General features: G+C 63.9%; 21 protein-coding genes. 12 read left to right on the forward strand and 9 right to left on the reverse strand.

Annotated elements, in window-relative coordinates; translation table 11 throughout:
• Positions 1–5: 5 nt before the first annotated feature.
• From IEX78_RS07840 to hisN, 3 genes are all read right to left on the reverse strand, one after another.
• Positions 6–245, reverse strand: a complete 240-nt coding sequence (locus IEX78_RS07840; protein WP_188828071.1) for a WLR motif membrane protein — start codon at positions 243–245, stop codon at positions 6–8.
• A 38-nt stretch (positions 246–283) separates the two neighbouring features.
• Positions 284–2,119 carry a DNA helicase RecQ gene (recQ, locus tag IEX78_RS07845; protein ID WP_188828316.1) on the reverse strand — a complete coding sequence of 612 codons (1,836 nt, stop codon included), beginning with the start codon at positions 2,117–2,119 and terminating at the stop codon, positions 284–286.
• 255 nt (positions 2,120–2,374) lie between these two features.
• Positions 2,375–3,163, reverse strand: coding sequence for a histidinol-phosphatase (gene hisN / locus IEX78_RS07850; protein ID WP_188828072.1), 789 nt, complete (start codon positions 3,161–3,163; stop codon positions 2,375–2,377).
• A gap of 96 nt (positions 3,164–3,259) precedes the next feature.
• On the opposite strand from hisN, the gene prfB reads away from it, so the two are divergent.
• From prfB to IEX78_RS07880, 7 genes are all read left to right on the forward strand, one after another.
• Positions 3,260–4,378 carry a peptide chain release factor 2 gene (gene prfB, locus IEX78_RS07855; protein ID WP_188828073.1) on the forward strand — a complete coding sequence of 373 codons (1,119 nt, stop codon included), beginning with the start codon at positions 3,260–3,262 and terminating at the stop codon, positions 4,376–4,378.
• 93 nt (positions 4,379–4,471) lie between these two features.
• The gene (locus IEX78_RS07860) at positions 4,472–5,311 is read left to right on the forward strand and encodes a mechanosensitive ion channel family protein (RefSeq protein ID WP_188828074.1); all 840 of its coding nucleotides are present in this window, start codon (positions 4,472–4,474) and stop codon (positions 5,309–5,311) included.
• A gap of 16 nt (positions 5,312–5,327) precedes the next feature.
• Positions 5,328–5,453 (forward strand): hypothetical protein, encoded by a 126-nt coding sequence (locus IEX78_RS24515; protein WP_268240882.1) that lies wholly within the window; start codon positions 5,328–5,330, stop codon positions 5,451–5,453.
• A 45-nt stretch (positions 5,454–5,498) separates the two neighbouring features.
• A complete protein-coding gene (ftsE, locus tag IEX78_RS07865) occupies positions 5,499–6,188 on the forward strand; it encodes a cell division ATP-binding protein FtsE (RefSeq protein ID WP_188828075.1) in 690 nt (229 codons plus the stop codon).
• The gene (gene ftsX, locus IEX78_RS07870) at positions 6,188–7,090 is read left to right on the forward strand and encodes a permease-like cell division protein FtsX (protein WP_188828076.1); all 903 of its coding nucleotides are present in this window, start codon (positions 6,188–6,190) and stop codon (positions 7,088–7,090) included. Before ftsE ends, ftsX begins: the two co-directional genes overlap by 1 nt.
• Positions 7,091–7,228: 138 nt before the next feature.
• Complete coding sequence (locus IEX78_RS07875) at positions 7,229–8,626, forward strand: acyl-CoA dehydrogenase family protein (protein ID WP_373291526.1); 1,398 nt, start codon at positions 7,229–7,231, stop codon at positions 8,624–8,626.
• Between the two features lie 30 nt (positions 8,627–8,656).
• Positions 8,657–9,868, forward strand: coding sequence for an acyl-CoA dehydrogenase family protein (locus tag IEX78_RS07880; RefSeq protein WP_188828078.1), 1,212 nt, complete (start codon positions 8,657–8,659; stop codon positions 9,866–9,868).
• A gap of 48 nt (positions 9,869–9,916) precedes the next feature.
• Here the strand turns inward: IEX78_RS07880 and IEX78_RS07885 are convergent, their stop codons facing one another.
• A complete protein-coding gene (locus IEX78_RS07885; RefSeq protein ID WP_188828079.1) occupies positions 9,917–10,486 on the reverse strand; it encodes a TetR/AcrR family transcriptional regulator in 570 nt (189 codons plus the stop codon).
• A 99-nt stretch (positions 10,487–10,585) separates the two neighbouring features.
• On the opposite strand from IEX78_RS07885, the gene IEX78_RS07890 reads away from it, so the two are divergent.
• The gene (locus tag IEX78_RS07890; protein WP_188828080.1) at positions 10,586–11,995 is read left to right on the forward strand and encodes a DHA2 family efflux MFS transporter permease subunit; all 1,410 of its coding nucleotides are present in this window, start codon (positions 10,586–10,588) and stop codon (positions 11,993–11,995) included.
• Between the two features lie 54 nt (positions 11,996–12,049).
• Here IEX78_RS07890 and IEX78_RS07895 read toward each other — a convergent pair whose 3' ends face one another.
• Complete coding sequence (locus tag IEX78_RS07895) at positions 12,050–12,322, reverse strand: hypothetical protein (RefSeq protein ID WP_188828081.1); 273 nt, start codon at positions 12,320–12,322, stop codon at positions 12,050–12,052.
• 35 nt (positions 12,323–12,357) lie between these two features.
• On the opposite strand from IEX78_RS07895, the gene IEX78_RS07900 reads away from it, so the two are divergent.
• Together IEX78_RS07900 and IEX78_RS07905 are read left to right on the forward strand one after the other, a co-directional pair.
• Positions 12,358–12,705 carry a YciI family protein gene (locus IEX78_RS07900; protein WP_188828082.1) on the forward strand — a complete coding sequence of 116 codons (348 nt, stop codon included), beginning with the start codon at positions 12,358–12,360 and terminating at the stop codon, positions 12,703–12,705.
• Positions 12,706–13,220: 515 nt separating this feature from the next.
• A complete protein-coding gene (locus IEX78_RS07905; protein ID WP_188828083.1) occupies positions 13,221–13,439 on the forward strand; it encodes a hypothetical protein in 219 nt (72 codons plus the stop codon).
• Here the strand turns inward: IEX78_RS07905 and IEX78_RS07910 are convergent.
• The 4 genes from IEX78_RS07910 to IEX78_RS07925 form a co-directional block, all read right to left on the reverse strand.
• Positions 13,416–14,378 carry a DUF5996 family protein gene (locus tag IEX78_RS07910; protein ID WP_188828084.1) on the reverse strand — a complete coding sequence of 321 codons (963 nt, stop codon included), beginning with the start codon at positions 14,376–14,378 and terminating at the stop codon, positions 13,416–13,418. The two genes, IEX78_RS07905 and IEX78_RS07910, sit on opposite strands and share 24 nt — an antisense overlap.
• 7 nt (positions 14,379–14,385) lie before the next feature.
• Positions 14,386–15,009 (reverse strand): CE1759 family FMN reductase, encoded by a 624-nt coding sequence (locus tag IEX78_RS07915; RefSeq protein WP_188828085.1) that lies wholly within the window; start codon positions 15,007–15,009, stop codon positions 14,386–14,388.
• Positions 15,006–16,133 (reverse strand): LLM class flavin-dependent oxidoreductase, encoded by a 1,128-nt coding sequence (locus tag IEX78_RS07920; protein ID WP_188828317.1) that lies wholly within the window; start codon positions 16,131–16,133, stop codon positions 15,006–15,008. The genes IEX78_RS07915 and IEX78_RS07920 overlap by 4 nt, the downstream gene beginning before the upstream one ends.
• 129 nt (positions 16,134–16,262) lie before the next feature.
• Positions 16,263–16,412 carry a tyrosine-protein phosphatase gene (locus IEX78_RS07925; protein WP_229683766.1) on the reverse strand — a complete coding sequence of 50 codons (150 nt, stop codon included), beginning with the start codon at positions 16,410–16,412 and terminating at the stop codon, positions 16,263–16,265.
• An 18-nt stretch (positions 16,413–16,430) separates the two neighbouring features.
• Here IEX78_RS07925 and IEX78_RS07930 point away from each other — a divergent pair, with 18 nt between their 5' ends.
• Both IEX78_RS07930 and IEX78_RS07935 read left to right on the forward strand, forming a co-directional pair.
• A complete protein-coding gene (locus IEX78_RS07930) occupies positions 16,431–16,745 on the forward strand; it encodes a type II toxin-antitoxin system Phd/YefM family antitoxin (RefSeq protein WP_229683767.1) in 315 nt (104 codons plus the stop codon).
• Entirely contained in the window at positions 16,742–17,119 is a 378-nt protein-coding gene (locus tag IEX78_RS07935) for a PIN domain-containing protein (RefSeq protein ID WP_188828087.1), read from the forward strand. The genes IEX78_RS07930 and IEX78_RS07935 overlap by 4 nt, the downstream gene beginning before the upstream one ends.
• Positions 17,120–17,126: the final 7 nt, after the last annotated feature.

The raw sequence follows: 17,126 nt of genomic DNA on the forward strand, positions 1-17,126 counted from the left end.
TCGGATCAGCCGCCAGGCCGGAACGCCAGATAACACGTGAGCGCGGCAGCGAAGATCAGCATCAACGCGATCGTCGACACCCGCGGCCTGCCAAGATGCGGAATCGAATGACCGCTGCCGAGCAGTGCGGTGGCGACGGAGGGGTCGGCATGTCGATGCGGCATAGGTGGTGGAGGCGCGTCACCACCCGTGCTGGGGCTCGCCCCGCCGGAACCATCGTCGCTCGGGCTGTCGCCGTTGGCCATGTGGCCGAGGGTATCGCGGGAACGGCCCGTTCGTCGGGCTATCCTTCGCTCAGTGCGGCAAGCACCCCCTCTCCGTACTTCGCGAGCTTGTTCTCGCCGACGCCGCTGACCGTGCCGAGCGTCGACAGATCGGTGGGTTTACGCGCGGCGATTTCGCGCAATGTCGCGTCGTGGAAGACGACGTACGCGGGCACGCCCTGTTCTTTCGCGGTGGCCGCTCGCCAGGCGCGCAAGCGTTCGAACAGGGGTTGGTCGGCGACTGGAAGGGCAACGGCCGCTTTGCTTTTCGACGACCGCGCGGACTGTTGACGCGGCGCGCGTTCGGCTTCGCGCCGCAACGCGACCTTGCGTCCTTCGAAGAGCACCTCGTTGCCCGCGTCGGTGATCGCGAGCACGCCATATTCGCCCTGCACCGCGAGGAACCCGCCAGCGAGCAACTGCCTTACGACACCACGCCATTCGGTGTCGCGCAGATCGGTGCCGATGCCGAACACGCTGAGTTCGTTGTGGCGATGCTGGGTGATTTTGGGGTTGAGTTTGCCGAGCAGGATGTCGACGAGGTGGCCCGCGCCAAACGCTTGTCCGCGTTCACGTTTCAACCGCAACACCGTCGACAACAGCTTTTGCGCGGCGACCGTGCCGTCCCAGGTTTCCGGCGGCGTGAGGCATACGTCGCAGTTGCCGCAGGCAGGTTGGGTTTGCCCGAAGTAGTTGAGCAGCTGACTGCGTCGGCACCCGACGGTTTCGCACAGCGCAAGCATCGCGTCGAGGTGCAGTTGCAGCTGACGGCGATGCGCGGCGTCGCCCTCGCTTGAGTCGATCATCTTGCGCTGCTGCACCACGTCGGCGAGGCCGTAGACCATCCACGCCGTTGACGGTTGCCCGTCGCGACCAGCGCGGCCGGTCTCCTGGTAGTAGCCCTCAACCGATTTCGGCAGGTCAAGGTGGGCGACGAACCGCACGTCGGGCTTGTCGATGCCCATGCCGAACGCGATGGTCGCGACGACGATGAGCCCTTCTTCCCGCAGGAACCGCGACTGGTTTTCCGCGCGCACCCGGTGGTCGAGACCCGCGTGATACGGGACAGCGCGGATGCCGTTTTCGTTGAGCATCGCGGCGGTTTTCTCGACCGAATTGCGCGACAAGCAGTAGACGATGCCCGCGTCGCCCGCGTGTTCGGCGCGAATGAACTCAAGCAGCTGCTGCTCGGGCCGGTTCTTGCCCTCGATGCGGTACTGGATATTCGGCCGGTCGAAGCTAGCAACGAACTGCTTCGCCGACGAAAGGTCAAGGCGCTCAACGATTTCGGTGCGCGTCTTGGCCGTCGCGGTGGCGGTGAGCGCGATGCGCGGCACGTTCGGCCACCGCTCGTGCAGCAGCGAAAGCGCGAGGTAGTCGGGCCGGAAGTCGTGACCCCACTGTGAAACGCAGTGTGCTTCGTCGATGGCGAACAGCGCGATCTCGCCCCGGTCGAGCAGCGTGCGGGTCGACTCAAGCCGTAGGCGTTCCGGCGCCAGATACAGCAGGTCGAGTTCACCGCTGACGAACTGCGCTTCGACCGTGCGCCGCTGGTCAAGCGACTGCGTTGAGTTGAGGAAGCCCGCGCGCACGCCGAGGGCGCTGAGCGCGTCGACCTGGTCTTGCATGAGCGCGATGAGCGGGGAAATGACGACACCAACACCCGACCGAACGAGTGCGGGCACCTGATAACACAGCGACTTGCCGCCGCCGGTTGGCATCAGGACAAGCGCGTCGCCACCGCCGACGACCTGGGCGACAATCTCGGCCTGATCGCCGCGAAAGCTGTCGTAACCGAACACGCGATGCAGCACTTCATCAGCGGTTTCGCCGCGTGCGGGCGCACCGACGCGCACTGCGGCCCGCGAGACCGACGGCAGGTCGTCGAAGTGGAAATCGGCCGACTCATCGTAGGAGCGGGTGTACGCCTCGTCGGGCGGGAAATCGTCGGGCGGATAGTCGTCGTAATCGGGCGGTTCGGGGGCTGTGGCGCCGGAATTGCTCACGACGGTCATCTTAGGAGGCACCGCCGACGCTCCGAGGCGTCAAGCGGGGCGAATCATGCCGCTGACCGAGATTGAGCGTGAAGTTATCCACATGTGGACAACTTCTTACTTTCCAGTCACATAGGGCAGGACCGCATCATGCAGGAGTCCGTTGGTCGCGACCGCGTCGCCCTGATGCGGGCCAGCTTCGCCAGCCAATCCGGTGAAGGTACCGCCCGCTTCGCGCACGAGGATGTCGAGCGCGGCCAAGTCCCACAGCGACACTTCCGGCTCGGCAGCGATATCGACAACACCCTCGGCGACCAGGCAATAGTTGAAGAAATCGCCGTAGCCACGCACGCGCCACACGTCGTCGGTGAGGTCGATGAACCGCTCGCGCATGCCACGGTCGCGCCACCCCGACAGGCTGGAAAACGCCAGGCTTGCCGAACCGAGGTCGCTCACCTTCGACACCTGAATCGGCTTCGGCGCACCCGGATGCACCTGGGCCCACGCGCCCGACCCTGCCGCGGCCCACCAGCGGCGACCGAGCGCGGGCGCGCTGACCACTCCAACGACCGGCACGCCGTCGACAAGCAGCGAAATCAACGTCGCCCAGACCGGAACGCCGCGCACGAAGTTCTTCGTCCCGTCGATCGGATCGATGACCCACTGTCTGCCCGAGAACTCCGCGTCGCCGCCGAATTCCTCGCCGAGCACAGCGTCGCCGGGCCGTTCGTCGGCGAGGACTCGTCGCAATTCGCGTTCGACGGCGAGGTCGGCGTCGGACACGGGCGTGAGGTCGGGCTTGGCTTCCACATGTAGATCGAGAGCACCAAACCGTTCGCGCGAAATCGCGTCGGCCGCGTCCGCCAACCGCAGCGCGAGGTCAAGATCTTCTGAATGTGTAGCCACGGCGGCGAGTCTATTCGGCGGCCCAGTTCCGCCAACCGCGACCGCATGGGCGGACGTGTTTCATCGTGTCGGTGGCGACCGGTAACGTAGGACAACGTGCATCCTGACGTTATTGCCGACCTCGCTGTACTCGACACCACGCTCAAGACGGTCGAGTCGGTGCTCGATGTTGAGGAGCTACGCCGTCGCATCGACGAGCTTGAGCATCAGGCTGCCGATCCTGAGCTATGGAACAACCAGGATCACGCTCAGCAGGTCACCAGCGAGCTTTCGCACGCGCAGAGCGAACTGCGGCGTGTGCAGGATCTGCGTCAGCGGCTCGAAGACCTGCCGGTGCTCTACGAACTCGCCGAGGCCGAAGAAGACGCGGCCGCCGCTGAAGCCACCGCCGACGCCGACGCCGAGCGCGCCGCGTTGCGCGAAGACATCGAGGCGATGGAAGTCCGCACACTGCTTTCCGGCGAGTACGACAAGCGCGACGCGCTGGTCAACATTCGGTCCGGTGCCGGTGGCGTCGACGCCGCCGACTGGGCGATGATGCTGATGCGCATGTATATCCGCTGGGCGGAGCGGCACAAGTACACCGTCGAGGTCTACGACACCTCTTACGCCGAAGAAGCGGGCCTCAAGAGCGCAACCTTCGCGGTGAAGGCGCCCTATGCCTACGGCACGCTCTCGATCGAGATGGGCACGCACCGCCTGGTTCGCATCAGCCCGTTCGACAACCAGGGCCGTCGCCAGACGTCGTTCGCCGAGGTCGAGGTGCTGCCGGTCGTTGAGACCACCGACCACATCGAGATTCCCGAAGGCGAGGTCCGCGTCGACGTGTACCGCTCGTCGGGCCCGGGTGGTCAGTCGGTCAACACCACCGACTCGGCCGTTCGCCTCACCCACATCCCCACCGGCATCGTTGTGACCTGCCAGAACGAGAAGTCGCAGCTGCAAAACAAGATCTCGGCCATGCGCGTTTTGCAGGCCAAGCTGCTTGAGCGCAAGCGTCAGGAAGAGCGCGCCCAGATGGACGCCCTCAAGACCAATGAGGGTGCGTCGTGGGGCAACCAGATGCGCTCGTACGTGCTGCACCCGTACCAGATGGTCAAGGATTTGCGCACCAACCATGAGGTCAACAACCCATCGGCGGTGCTCGACGGCGACATCGACGGCTTCATCGAATCGGGCATCCGCTGGCGCATGCGCGAACAGGCCGAAGCGTAGGTTTTCGCATGGTGCGCCCGACCGTGACCAGCCTGTAACCTTTCTCAGGTGTGTTCGATCGGACCGGAAACTTGCCAGGCCGCGGTGCTCGCGATGAGCACCAGCAGCGACGTCACCAACTGGCTGCGCTCAAGCGGCCTAGAGATCGTCCTGCTCGTGGTCGGCGCGATGCTTTTCGGTCGGTTGGCCGCGTTCGTCCGCGACCGCGTCACGACGAAAATCGACGCCGGATTCCGGTCTAGCGACGCGCTCGTTCGCACCGAAGCGGCTAAGCATCGGCACGCGCTTGCCCAGGTCGTCACGTGGGTGGTCCTGACGATCGTCTACGTGCTCGTCGGCATCGAAGTGCTGCGCAGGCTCGGCTTCGCCGTCACCGGCTTGGTCGCGCCCGCAGCGGTATTGGGTGCGGCGCTCGGTTTTGGCGCGCAACGCATTGTCCAAGACATCCTCGCCGGGTTCTTCCTCATCACCGAACGCCAGTACGGCTTCGGCGACGTGGTCAGCATCAGCGTCACCGGTTCTGCCGAACCGGCACAGGGCACCGTCGAAGACGTCACGTTGCGCATCACGACGCTGCGCAATTCCGATGGCGAAGTGATCATCGTGCCGAATGGGCAAATCGTGAAAGTCACCAATCTGTCGAAGGATTGGGCGCGCGCGGCCATCGACGTGCCCGTTTCCTCGTCGGCCGATATCAACAAGATCAATGAGATTTTGCACGAAGTGTGTACGAAGGCCTATCAAGATCGACGCCTTGAGCCGTTGTTGCTCGACGAACCGTCGGTCATGGGAGTGGAAGATCTCTCACTCGATGAGATGAATATCCGCATGGTCGCGCGCACACTGCCGGGCAAACAATTCGAAGTAAGCAGGGAATTGCGCGTGCGCGTCGCGGCGGCCCTGCGCAGGGAAGGTATCAGTGAGACCCAGTAAATCAACCGCGATTCTGATGGCTACGTGGCTCGCGACATTCGCGCTCTACCTGGTTGTCAAGCCATCCCAACCAACAACGGCAAGCCCGGTTTCGCTGCTCAACGCGGTCCCGACCTGGGTGGACGAGAGCACGTCACGCTGATAAGTGCCGTCGCTCGGGCGGGGGGCATGGCTACACTGGCTCCCCGTGATCACCCTCCGCAACGTGACCAAGTCGTATCCGACATCGAAGCGACCGGCGCTGGACAATGTGACCGTCGACGTGGCCAAGGGCGAATTCGTCTTCATCATCGGTCCGTCGGGTTCGGGAAAGTCCACTTTCCTGCGTCTGCTTATCAAAGAGGACGCGCCAACGACGGGCGAGGTGAATGTTGCCGACTTTCGCGTCGACCGCTTGCCGAGTCGGCGGGTGCCGAAATTGCGCCAGCGTGTCGGCTGCGTTTTCCAGGATTTCCGCCTGTTGCAGCAGAAGACCGTTGAACAGAATGTCGCGTTCGCGCTGGAAGTGATTGGCAAACGTCGCCAGTTCATTGAGCGGACCGTGCCCGAGGTGCTGGAAATGGTTGGCCTTGGCGGCAAGGGCCAGCGACTGCCGTCGGAGCTGTCGGGCGGTGAACAGCAGCGGGTCGCGATCGCGCGCGCGTTCGTCAACCGGCCGCTTGTGCTGCTGGCCGACGAACCGACGGGCAACCTCGACCCCGACACCAGCGCCGACATCATGTACCTGCTTGAGCGCATTAACCGGACGGGAACAACCGTGCTGATGGCCACCCACGACAACCACATTGTCGACGCGATGCGCAGACGCGTAATCGAGCTCGACCAGGGCCGATTGGTCCGCGACGAGGCGACCGGCGTGTACGGGGTGGGTCGATAATGCGACTGAGTTTCCTCTTCAACGAGGTTGCCGATGGTTTGCGCCGCAACCTCACGATGACCATCGCGATGATCCTCACCACGGCTGTTTCGCTGATGATGCTCGGCGGCGGTTTGCTTTCGGTACGGATGGCTGACAAAACCGAGAACTTCTTCATCGGCCGTCTTGAAGTGCGGTTCTACCTGGACGACACGGTTTCCGACAGCGATCCCGACTGCGCGGCTGACCCATGCAAGGCGCTGCTCGCCGACCTGAAAACCACGTCCGGCGTTGAGTCGGTGCAGTTCATTAATCGTGCTGACGCGCTGGAAGAGGCGAAGGAACTGTTCGCCGATCAGCCCGAGATGGTCCAGTACATTTCCGACTCGCCGCTGCCCGCGTCGTTGCGCGTGAAGATGACCAATGCTGATCAGTACCAACACATTTACGACAGTTTCTCGGCGCGTCCAGGCGTGCGAATTGTCGCCAATGACAAGGAATTCGTCGACAGACTCACGAGTCTGTTTGACGGTTTGCGCAATGCCGCGTTCGGTTTGGCGCTCGTGATGGCGCTTGCCGCGATGTTGCTCGTGCTGAATATGGTGCAGATCGCGGCATTCACGCGTCGTACGGAAGTCGGCATCATGCGCCTGGTCGGCGCGACGCGCTGGTACACGCAATTGCCGTTCTTGCTTGAGGCGGTCGCCGCGGCGTTCGTCGGTTCGGTGCTTGCGATTTTGGGCCTCGTGATCGCGCGTCCGTTGGTGATCGACCGCGCGCTTGGCCCACTGTTCGACAGCAACGTGTTCCCGCGCATCACTGGCGACGACATCGCCGTTGTGGCGTTGACGATCGCCCCGATCGGCATCGTCTTCGCGGGCCTGACCGCCTACCTCACGCTGCGCTATTACGTGCGTGAATGATCTTGTTTCCGAGGCAATCCCGTCGCTCCGCGCGGCGGGATTTCTTTTTGGCACGCCCATCTTACTCAGGAGTAAGATAGTCTTACTGAAGAGTCAGATCGACGGGGTCGAAGGGACCCCGCCAGCCGAGGAAATCAGGTGATGATGAGCACTCGAGACAGCGCGACGAAGCGACGTCCGAACGACACGTCCGCAGTCGGCCTCAGCCAGCCCAAACGGGACTGGATGGGTACCGCGATGCGCGCTTTGACGACCCTCACCGGGTCGGAGCTCGCCGAGAAGTACAACCTGCGTAAGCCCATCGAGCGCGTCACCTACGAGGGCACCAAGACCGGGTTCCGCACCCTGGGCGCGGCCACCCGCACCTTCGCCAAGGTCACCGGCGGCGACAAGCCCAAGCGCCTTGTCGACAACGAGGCGAAGACCAAGGACTACTTCGACCTCACGCCCACCGACGAGCAGCAGATGATCGTCGAAACGGTGCGCGACTTCGCCGCGGAAATCCTGCGCCCCGCCGCCTACGATGCCGACAACGCCGCCGCCGCCCCGCGCGACCTGCTCGATCGCGCCGCCGAACTCGGCATCACCCTCATCAACGTGCCCGAGGAACTCGAAGGCGCTGCCGCCGAGCGTGGCGCGGTCACCAATTCGCTTGTCGCCGAAGCCCTTTCCTACGGCGACATGGGTCTCGCGCTGCCGATCCTCGCGCCGAGCGGTGTGGCTGTCGCGCTGTCGCAGTGGGGCACCGACGCCCAGCAGCAGACCTACCTGCCCGCGTTCACCGGGGAGAACGTTCCGCAGGCGAGCGTCGTCATCAACGAGCCGCGCGCGCTTTTCGACCCGTTCGCGCTGCAAACCAAGGCGACCCGTTCGCCGAGCGGTTTCCAGCTCAACGGCGTCAAGAGCCTTGTCCCCGCCGCCGCCGACGCCGAGCTGTTCATCGTCGCCGCCGAGCTTGAGGGCCGTCCCGCTTTCTTCATCGTCGAATCCGACAGCACCGGCCTGAGCGTCGAAGCCGACCCCAGCATGGGTCTGCGCGCCGCTGGCCTTGGCCGCCTGATCCTCGACAACGTCTCAGTCACCGCTGACGCGCTGCTTGGCGACGAAGACGCCGCCACCCGCGCCGCCGAATACGGCGACGCCGTGCAGCTCGCCCGCCTCGGCTGGTCGTCGCTCGCGATCGGCACCGGCCAGGCCGTGCTCGACTACGTGATTCCGTACGTGAACGAGCGCGAAGCGTTCGGCGAGCCGATTTCGCACCGGCAGGCGGTCGCGTTCATGGTCGCCAACATGGGCATCGAACTCGATGGTCTTCGCCTCGTCACGCTGCGTGGCGCTTCGCGCGCTGAGCAGGGCCTTTCCTTCGCCCGCGAAGCGGCGCTCGCCCGCAAGCTCGCCACCGACAAGGGCATGCAGATCGGCCTCGACGGCGTTCAGCTGCTCGGCGGCCACGGCTTCACCAAGGAACACCCGGTCGAGCGCTGGTACCGCGACCTTCGTGCCATCGGTGTTGCCGAAGGCATCGTGCTGGTCTAGTCGGCGCTTACTTCCTAGGAGAAACCTCTCATGATCAATCTTGAACTCCCCAAGAAGCTGAAGGCAAGCGCCAACCAGGCCCACCAGGTGGCCGCGCAGATCTTCCGCCCCATTTCCCGCAAGTACGACCTCGCCGAGCACGAGTACCCGGTTGAGCTCGACACGATGTCGGCCATGATCGAGGGCCTCGCCGACTCGGGCACCCAGCAGATCGGTGGCGCGTCCGGCGGTCGCGGCGACAGCCAGGTCGACCTGATCGCCAACGCCAACGGCGGCAACATGTCGTCGCTGATGAACACGCTCGAAACCGCGTGGGGCGACGTCGGTTTGCTGCTCACCATCCCGTATCAGGGCCTGGGCAACGCCGCGATCGCCGCGGTTGCGACCGACGAGCAGCTCGCGCGCTTCGGCAAGGTGTGGGCGTCAATGGCGATCACCGAGCCGTCGTTCGGTTCCGACTCGGCCGCTGTCACCACCACCGCCGTCCTCGATGGCGACGAGTGGGTGCTCAACGGCGAGAAGATCTTCGTCACTGCGGGCGAGCGTTCGACCCACATCGTGGTGTGGGCGTCGGTCGACAAGACCAAGGGCCGCGCGGCGATCAAGTCGTTCGTCGTGCCGCGTGACGCACCGGGTCTTTCGGTCGCGCGTCTTGAGCACAAGCTTGGCGTCAAGGCGTCCGACACCGCTGTGCTGCTGTTGCAGGACTGCCGCATCCCCGCCGACAACATTCTCGGTTCACCAGAAGTGAACGTGGAGAAGGGTTTTGCGGGGGTCATGCAGACCTTCGACAACACCCGTCCGCTTGTCGCCGCGATGGCCGTTGGTGTCGCACGTGCCGCGCTTGAGGAATTGCGCACCATCCTCACCGAGGCTGGCGTCGAGATTTCCTACGACACGCCCGCGATGAACCAGTCGGCCGCTGCCGCTGAATTCCTGCGGATGGAAGCCGATTACGAAGCGGCGTACCTGCTTTCGCTGCGCGCGGCGTGGATGGCCGACAACCGCAAGCCGAACTCGCTTGAGGCGTCGATGTCGAAGGCAAAGGCTGGGCGCACCGGCACCGACATCACGTTGAAGGCCGTCGAGCTGGCGAGCACCATCGGCTACTCGCAGCGCACGTTGCTGGAGAAGTGGGCGCGCGACAGCAAGATTCTCGACATCTTCGAGGGCACGCAGCAGATTCAGCAGCTGATCGTGGCTCGTCGCCTGCTTGGGAAGTCGAGCGCGGAACTGAAGTAAGTTCGCTTGGTCGTGAAGCCGGTGTGGGTTGTCCCGCACCGGCTTTCGTCATTTTCCGGCAAGGAGTCGGTCGACTAGGCCGTCGAGGTACTCCGGCGTGAGCGGGACGATGCCGAAGAGCACGCGGATGTACATCGGGGCGAGGATGTGGTCGAGCACTTCCAATGCTTCGGGGACCTGCTCGCCACGGGCGGCGGCGCGATCGAGCATCGCCTGCATTTGTCGCGTGCGGTCGTCGCCGAGGGCACCGAAGGGTCCTCGGCCCTCGTCGCTCGACAGCGCAACTGCGAGCCGGACCAACGCCAAGCCGTCCGGACCGGTGATCTCGCGCGCCACGTTCGCGGCGTAAGTGCGCAGGTCACCGTCGATGCTGCCGGTGTCAGGCATGGGTGACTGGGCGTTGAGTCGGGCCAGTGTCACGTCGGCGAGCAGGGCTTCCATGTTGCCCCAGCGCCGGTAGATGCTGCTGTCGGCGACGCCCGCGTGCGTTGCGACGTCGCCAATCGTGAAGTTGCCGTACCCGCGTTCGTTGATCAGCGCAGTGACGGCCTCGTGCACCTGCGCGGCAACCCGCGCGCTGCGTCCGCCGGGTCGCGTTGCTCGCTGCTGCTCCTTCATGTCGTCCACCTTAACGCAGTTACCCCTTGCGTTAAGACGACTGTTGCGCTTACAGTCTCCTAACGCAGTCCCTGACTGCGTTAACGACTGGAGGTGTCCATGCCTGGAACTAAACGAGCCGTACTGCTGACGGCGACTTGCCTCGGCCAATTCATGGTTTTGCTCGACAACACGATCGTCGGGGCCGCGCTCCCCGACATGCAGCAACGGCTGCACACCGACCTCACCGGCCTGCAATGGATCGTCGACGCGTACGTGTTGCTCGTCGCGATGCTGTTGCTTTCCGGCGGGATTTTCGCCGACCGATTCGGGCGCAAGCGGGTGTTTTTGATCGGCGTCGCTGTTTTCACGGCCGCGTCGGTGGTGTGCAGTCTCGCGCCTTCGCTCGGTTGGTTGATCGCGGGTCGCGTGCTGCAAGGAATCGGGGCTGCTGCGTTAAGCCCGGCGTCGCTCGCACTACTGGCCGCCGCGTATCCCGTTCCCGCCGAACGCATTAAGGCGATTGGGCTGTGGGCCGGGCTCAGCGGGATCGGACTCGCCGCAGGCCCGGTGGCGGGCGGCGTGTTGACCGACGCGTTTGGGTGGCCCGCGATCTTCCTCGTGAACCTGCCAATTGGACTCGTGCTCTTGGCAATTGGGTTGCGGGGGCTCGACGAGACGCGCAATCCCCATGCACCCGCCATCGATATTCCGGGCACCGCGCTGTCGATCGTCGGTGTTGGCGCGCTGACGTACGGGCTGATCGAAGGCGGCGCGCGCGGGTGGACGTCGCCGGTGATCCTGAGCAGCTTCACCATTGGTGTCGTGCTGCTTGCCGCGTTCGTCGCGGTTGAGGCGCGGCGCGACGCCCCGATGCTGCCGCTACGACTGTTCCAACAGCGACTGTTCACCGTGTCGAATACGGCGATGATCGTTGTCGGGTTCGCGTTGATGGGGTCGTCGTTCTTCTTCTCGCAGTTCTTCGTTGCCGTGCAAGGCAGTTCGATCATGCGTGCCGGGTTGCAGACGCTGCCGCTTTCGCTAGCGATGGTCGTCGTGAGCCCTTACGCGGGAAAGCTGGCCGCGCGGTACGGCTTTCGCATCGTGGTCACGGTTGGGTTGACGCTCGCCGGACTTGGGTTGCTCGCGCTTGGCATGGTCCACGCCGACACGGGGTACGAAAACGTGTGGTGGCGGCTGGGTTTGGCTGGTGTCGGGTTCGCGTTGACGATGTCGCCGCTCACCGGTGCCGCGATTCAGGGGGTGAGTCCGCAGGAAGGTGGTCTCGCGTCGGGGATCAGCAGCACTACTCGTCAGATCGGCGCGGTGCTTGGCGTCGCCGCGTTGGGGGCGATCGTGCGGGTTCGCGAATCCGACGGTGCCTCGTTTGAAAGCGGACTCAACAGCGCGTTCCTCGTTGCTGGCGTCATCACCTTGATCACCGCCGTGTTCACGGGGCTGTGGTTGTCGAATTCGGCTCCGCGTGCTGTCACCGTGACGAACGCTTCGCTCGCCCCCGCATCGAATTAATCTCTCCCCCAAAGGAATTCACTTTTGTCACCAGATCCAACCACCATTCACCCGCTACCCGCCCATGAGCGCGTCGTGTTTCTGCGGCCGCTTGTCACGTCGCCGAATATCGACGGCGCGAATCATCGCCGCGGGCTCGGTTGTCACCGCCGATGTGCCGCCGTACACGATCGTCGGCGGCAACCCGGCGCGCCCGATCCGCCAGCGATTTTCCGATGCCGAAGTCGAGCTGCTGCTGCGCGCTGCTTGGTGGGATTGGCCCGTTGACCAGGTCACCGAGCACGCCCGCACCATCATGGCTGGCACCCCAGCCGACATCGCCCTCATCGCCGACCAACTATCAGTTTCCGGAAAGGGCCCCAATGAAATTCGCCCTCGTGATCTTCGAAACCCCCGAATCCTGTCGCCAAATCCAGGCCGACCGAGCCGCTTACCGCGCGCAATACGAGTCATGGATCGGCGGCCTAGCCGCAGCGGGAAAGTTGGTTGGCGGCGACGCATTAGAAACCGACCACACGGCTCCGGCAACCGTCCGCACGTACCCCGATGGCTCAACCACCGTGACCGACACCCCGGCCCACCCGTCCGACGAAACATTGGGCGGTTGGTTCATCGTTGATGTGGCCGACCGAGCGGAAGCAATAGCTTTGGCCCAAACCCTCCCTACCCCCGAAACGGTAGAAGTACGCCCGGTACTCGAATCCGCTTGATTCGCAACCAGGTTGGATCGGAATCGGACCCCTAATTCGCCGACTGGCGCCCGGCGCATTCGGGGGCTTCGGGGTTTTGCTCGCAGTAGTGCTGCAGCTGAACCTCGCCCGACGTGGGTCCTTCGCCGCACCGGGTGCCGCAGCGACCGGCACCCGGGACCTGTGAGCCGTCCGGGTACGTGCACTGCGCCGTGCCCGGCACGCATTCGTAAGGACGGCCGTAGGGGTCGGGGTTCTGATTGGTGGGCTCTCCCGGGAATGGGACACCGCACCGAGGATCGTTCGGCACCGTGTGGTCGCCGTAAACGCCCGTCTTCGCATCGCAACGCAAAAATTCCGAGCTCGGCTGCGAGCAATTCGGATCGTTCGGGATCAAAGTCTGATTCGAATACTGCCCCGTGCCGCCCGCACAGGAGAGCAACGTCGGCTGACCGCCAGGTTGACTTGGCGCGACGGTAGTCGGCGGCACGGTCGACGCACCCGCAGGCTCGGACGTCGTCGGTTCGGGCGTCGACGTGACGCTCGACGACGCGATAGCCGACGCCGACGCAGTCGACGATGACGGCGATGGCGGCGGCGTTCGTTCCCCGCTGTCGTTTCCGCATCCTGCCAACAGCAGGATCCCGAAAAACGCGAGCAGAGGGAGCAATCGACCGCGTGCCGCCATCACCATCGCCACCTTCCTGGCGCTAGCTAATTCATTTCGCGTGCTAGATGCGGGTGCGGTCTGCTGAGGTGATCTGTTTCGACAAGCGGCGGGGGTTCAGGTCTAGGAGTTTGGTGTCCCAATCGGCCAGTTTCGCGGCCGAAAGGTACGTCGCCTCCAAGAAGTCCAACACCGTGCGGTCCGGGTCGGGGGACGTGGCTACCTTCTCGTACGGGAGGACGAATTCGCCCAAATCCTTGTCCCAGTGGCCCGCGCCCGCCGCCTGGTCGGAGTAACCCTTGGGTTCCGGGTACGCGTAGGCGTAGAACACGCCCTCGCCGCTGCCGCCCGGCCAAAAGCCGCCGCTCATGCATTCGCGGTCGTATGCCTCGATGTTGACCCAGTCGGGGCAGTGCGGTGCGCCCTTCGGGTGCAGCGGGGCCGGGCGACCCGAGAAGCGGGTTGTCGCCAAATCCAGTCCGCCCCACCACAATTGCGGGTCGCTGCTCTTGCCACCAAAGCCCGCGCGCCAGTACTCAAGCACCCGGTTAGCATTGATGAGCTGCTTCCAGAAGATGTTCACCGCGTCGGCGTCGTATGCCTTATGCGTGGTGTCTTGGGCGAACGGGATCGGGTTCTCGACCTCGTTCGGCGCGGCCTGAATATCGACGTAGACCTCGATCTGACCGAGCGCATCCTGGACCGCACCATAGAAATCAGCGATGGAGCGCGGCTTCAACTCAACCTTCTGCAGCCCGCCATCGGAAGTTCGGAACACCAATTCGCTTGCGATGAAGTCGAATTCCGCGTCGAACGCACGCCCAGCCGAGTGCATGGTGTTGGTGCGTAGCCCGCGCGCGCTCACCTCAAAAGCCACGTTCCACCACTGGTTAACCAACGTGGTGCTGCCCAGTTGAATCTTGCCGACGATCTGGGTCATCATGTGCAGAGTTTCGCGCGTATCGGTCCATGAATCAACGAGCAACGACGGCCAAACCGCGTCGTCAGGAGTTAGGCGATCAGACATGATGGGCTCACTTTCTCGGCTTATCGCGGGCGGGTCCATTCAGCAATCGGGTCATCGCGTCGAGATCGTCGGTGAACGCGTCGCGTTTTCGGCGCTTCCCACAGGAGGTGAGCATCCGGGTGAAATCGGCTGCCGCCTTGTCGATGCGCGCCTTCAATCCCCCGGCCTCGTACGCGCCGAAGTCGTCGGTCGCGGCGTACACCCCGGTGGGCGCGATGATCGCGTGGAGGTAGGAAAACATCGGGCGCAGTGCGTGTTCCAGCACGAGCGAGTGCCGATCGCTGCCGCCAGTAGCCGCGATGAGGACCGGCATATCGGCAAGCGATTCCTCGGGCAGCACGTCGAAGAACATCTTGAAAAGCCCACTGAAGGAAGCGTTGAACGCGGGCGTGACGGCGATCAGCCCATCGGCGTTGGCGACGGTGTCGAACACTTCCTGCAATTCCGTCGACGGAAAGCCGGTCAGCATCGCATCCATAATCGCGCGACCATATTTGCGCAGGTCGACGAATTCGAATTTCACCTCATCGTCGAGATCGGCGTCGACAGCGGCGGCGAGCCGGTCAGCGAGCAGGCGCGTTGACGACGGTTCACGCAACCCGCCGCTGACAACGGCAATCGTCTTGGTCATGCGTCGCCCTCCGCGCCTTCGGCAGCCGCAGCGGCGAACTCCGCGTCGACCATTTCCTTCTTCGCGACAAGCGACTTATGCGTCGGCGCGTCAGGCACGTCGGCGGGACGCCCAATCGCGAATTCCTTGCGCAGCACCGGAACTACCTCGGTGCCAAGCAATTCGATTTGCTCAAGCACGGTTTCCACCGGCAGCCCAGCATGGTCGACGAGGAATAGTTGCCGCTGGTAATTGCCGACGTAGCCGCGGAATCCGAGCGTGCGGTCGATGACTTCCTGCGGCGAACCAACAGTGAGCGGTGTTTGCGCCATGAATTCTTCAAGCGACGGCCCGTGCCCATAGACCGGCGCGTTGTCGAAGTAGGGGCGAAATTCCTTAATCGCGTCTTGGCTATTGGGCCGGATGAAAACCTGGCCGCCGATGCCAACAATGGCCTGTTCGGGCGTGCCATGCCCGTAGTGCGCGAACCGCTTTCGGTAGAGGCCAACCATGCGCTCGGTGTGTTCCGACGGCCAGAAGATGTGGTTGGCGAAAAACCCGTCACCGTAATAGGCGGCCAATTCCGCGATTTCGGGCGTGCGAATCGACGCGTGCCACACATACGGCGGCACCCCGTCCATCGGCGCGGGCGCGAGCGTGAATCCTTGCAGCGGCGTGCGGTATTTGCCCTGCCAGTCGACAACTTCCTCATCCCACAGCGCGCGCAGCAGTTCGTAATTTTCGACCGTGAGCTGCACGGCGGCGCGAATGTCTTTGCCGAACCACGGATAAACCGGACCGGTGTTGCCGCGCCCAAGCATGATGTCGACGCGGCCCTCGCACAAATGTTGCAGGACGCTGAAATCCTCGGCGATTTTCACCGGATCATTGGTCGTGATCAGCGTGGTCGACGTGGAAAGCAACAGATTCTTGGTGCGCGCGGCGATGAAGCCGAGCAGCGTGGTTGGCGACGACGGCACGAACGGCGGATTGTGGTGCTCGCCAGTGGCGAAGACGTCGAGACCAACCTCGTCGCACTTCTCGGCGATGCGGACGGTAGCCGCGATGCGCTCGTGTTCGGTTGGTGTTTTGCCACTAACGGGGTCGGGCGTCAGATCGCCGACGGTGAAAATCCCGAACTGCATTCCGCTCATGCACCGAACTCCGCTCGTCGCCGATCGAATGGGCTGTCGCACGTCACACGAATGCCCATCGTAGTCGGGCGCGACCACCTCGGCTAGGAGCCAAGCCGAACGCGCCCGACTACGCGCGGGTCAGCCGACGAGCTTGGTGCGCAACGCGGTGATCGTCGCATCGGACAGGCCAAGACCAGTGCGCAGGTAGGCGTCGAGCGAGCCGTAATCCTTGGCGAGCTGGGTGATGCCGGCTTCGAGGTACGCGAATCTCAGCGCCGGGATGTACACCCGGGTGTACAGTTGGCTATGGCTGATTATGAATCCGTGCCGCTCACCGAATTGCGGGGCCAGCTCGGTAGTGTTTTTGACAGGGTTTCCGCGAGCGGACGCCCGGTGATCGTCACTCGGGAGGGCAAGGAGTTGGTCGCGGTGGTCCCAGCGGAAGTGTTGCGGCATGGGGCGTTGCCGCCCGCCTATTTCAACGACGACCTGCGCGAGCAGATCCTCGGTCGCCTCGATGCTGGCATCCGCAAGCATTCCGAAGCCGAAGTCGCCGACGCCGAGGCGGCATTGCGCGAGGTCATGGCAGCGATTGATGGTTCCGGCGTGAGCAGCCGGTGAGCGTAGCCGATCACACCGCACTTACCTCGTTGGCGCGATCGCCCCTGTTCGGGCAGGTTTTCATGCGCCAATTCACTCAGCAACGCCGAATTATGGTGGTGCCGACGGTCAGTCTGATGGCCGCGATGCGCGCGGTCGACAATATCGACGAATTAGGTCGCCTTCTTGATAACCGCGTCGCGGTGCGCTGGGCCGAACTCGATGCGGCAACCGCTATTCGCACTGGCACAACGGTTCCCGTCGCTGACGATCACACGGAATGGCCACTTATCGCGCCGGTGATCTTCACCGCCCAAAATCTCGATATGCCGGTGCTCACCGCCGCCCCCGAGTTGTATCGCGGATACAAGGTGCCCATCGCGCATCTGCCGTGAGCCCAAC

Origin of the sequence: Nocardia camponoti (assembly GCF_014646135.1) — a bacterium.
GTDB classification, from domain to species: domain Bacteria; phylum Actinomycetota; class Actinomycetes; order Mycobacteriales; family Mycobacteriaceae; genus Nocardia; species Nocardia camponoti.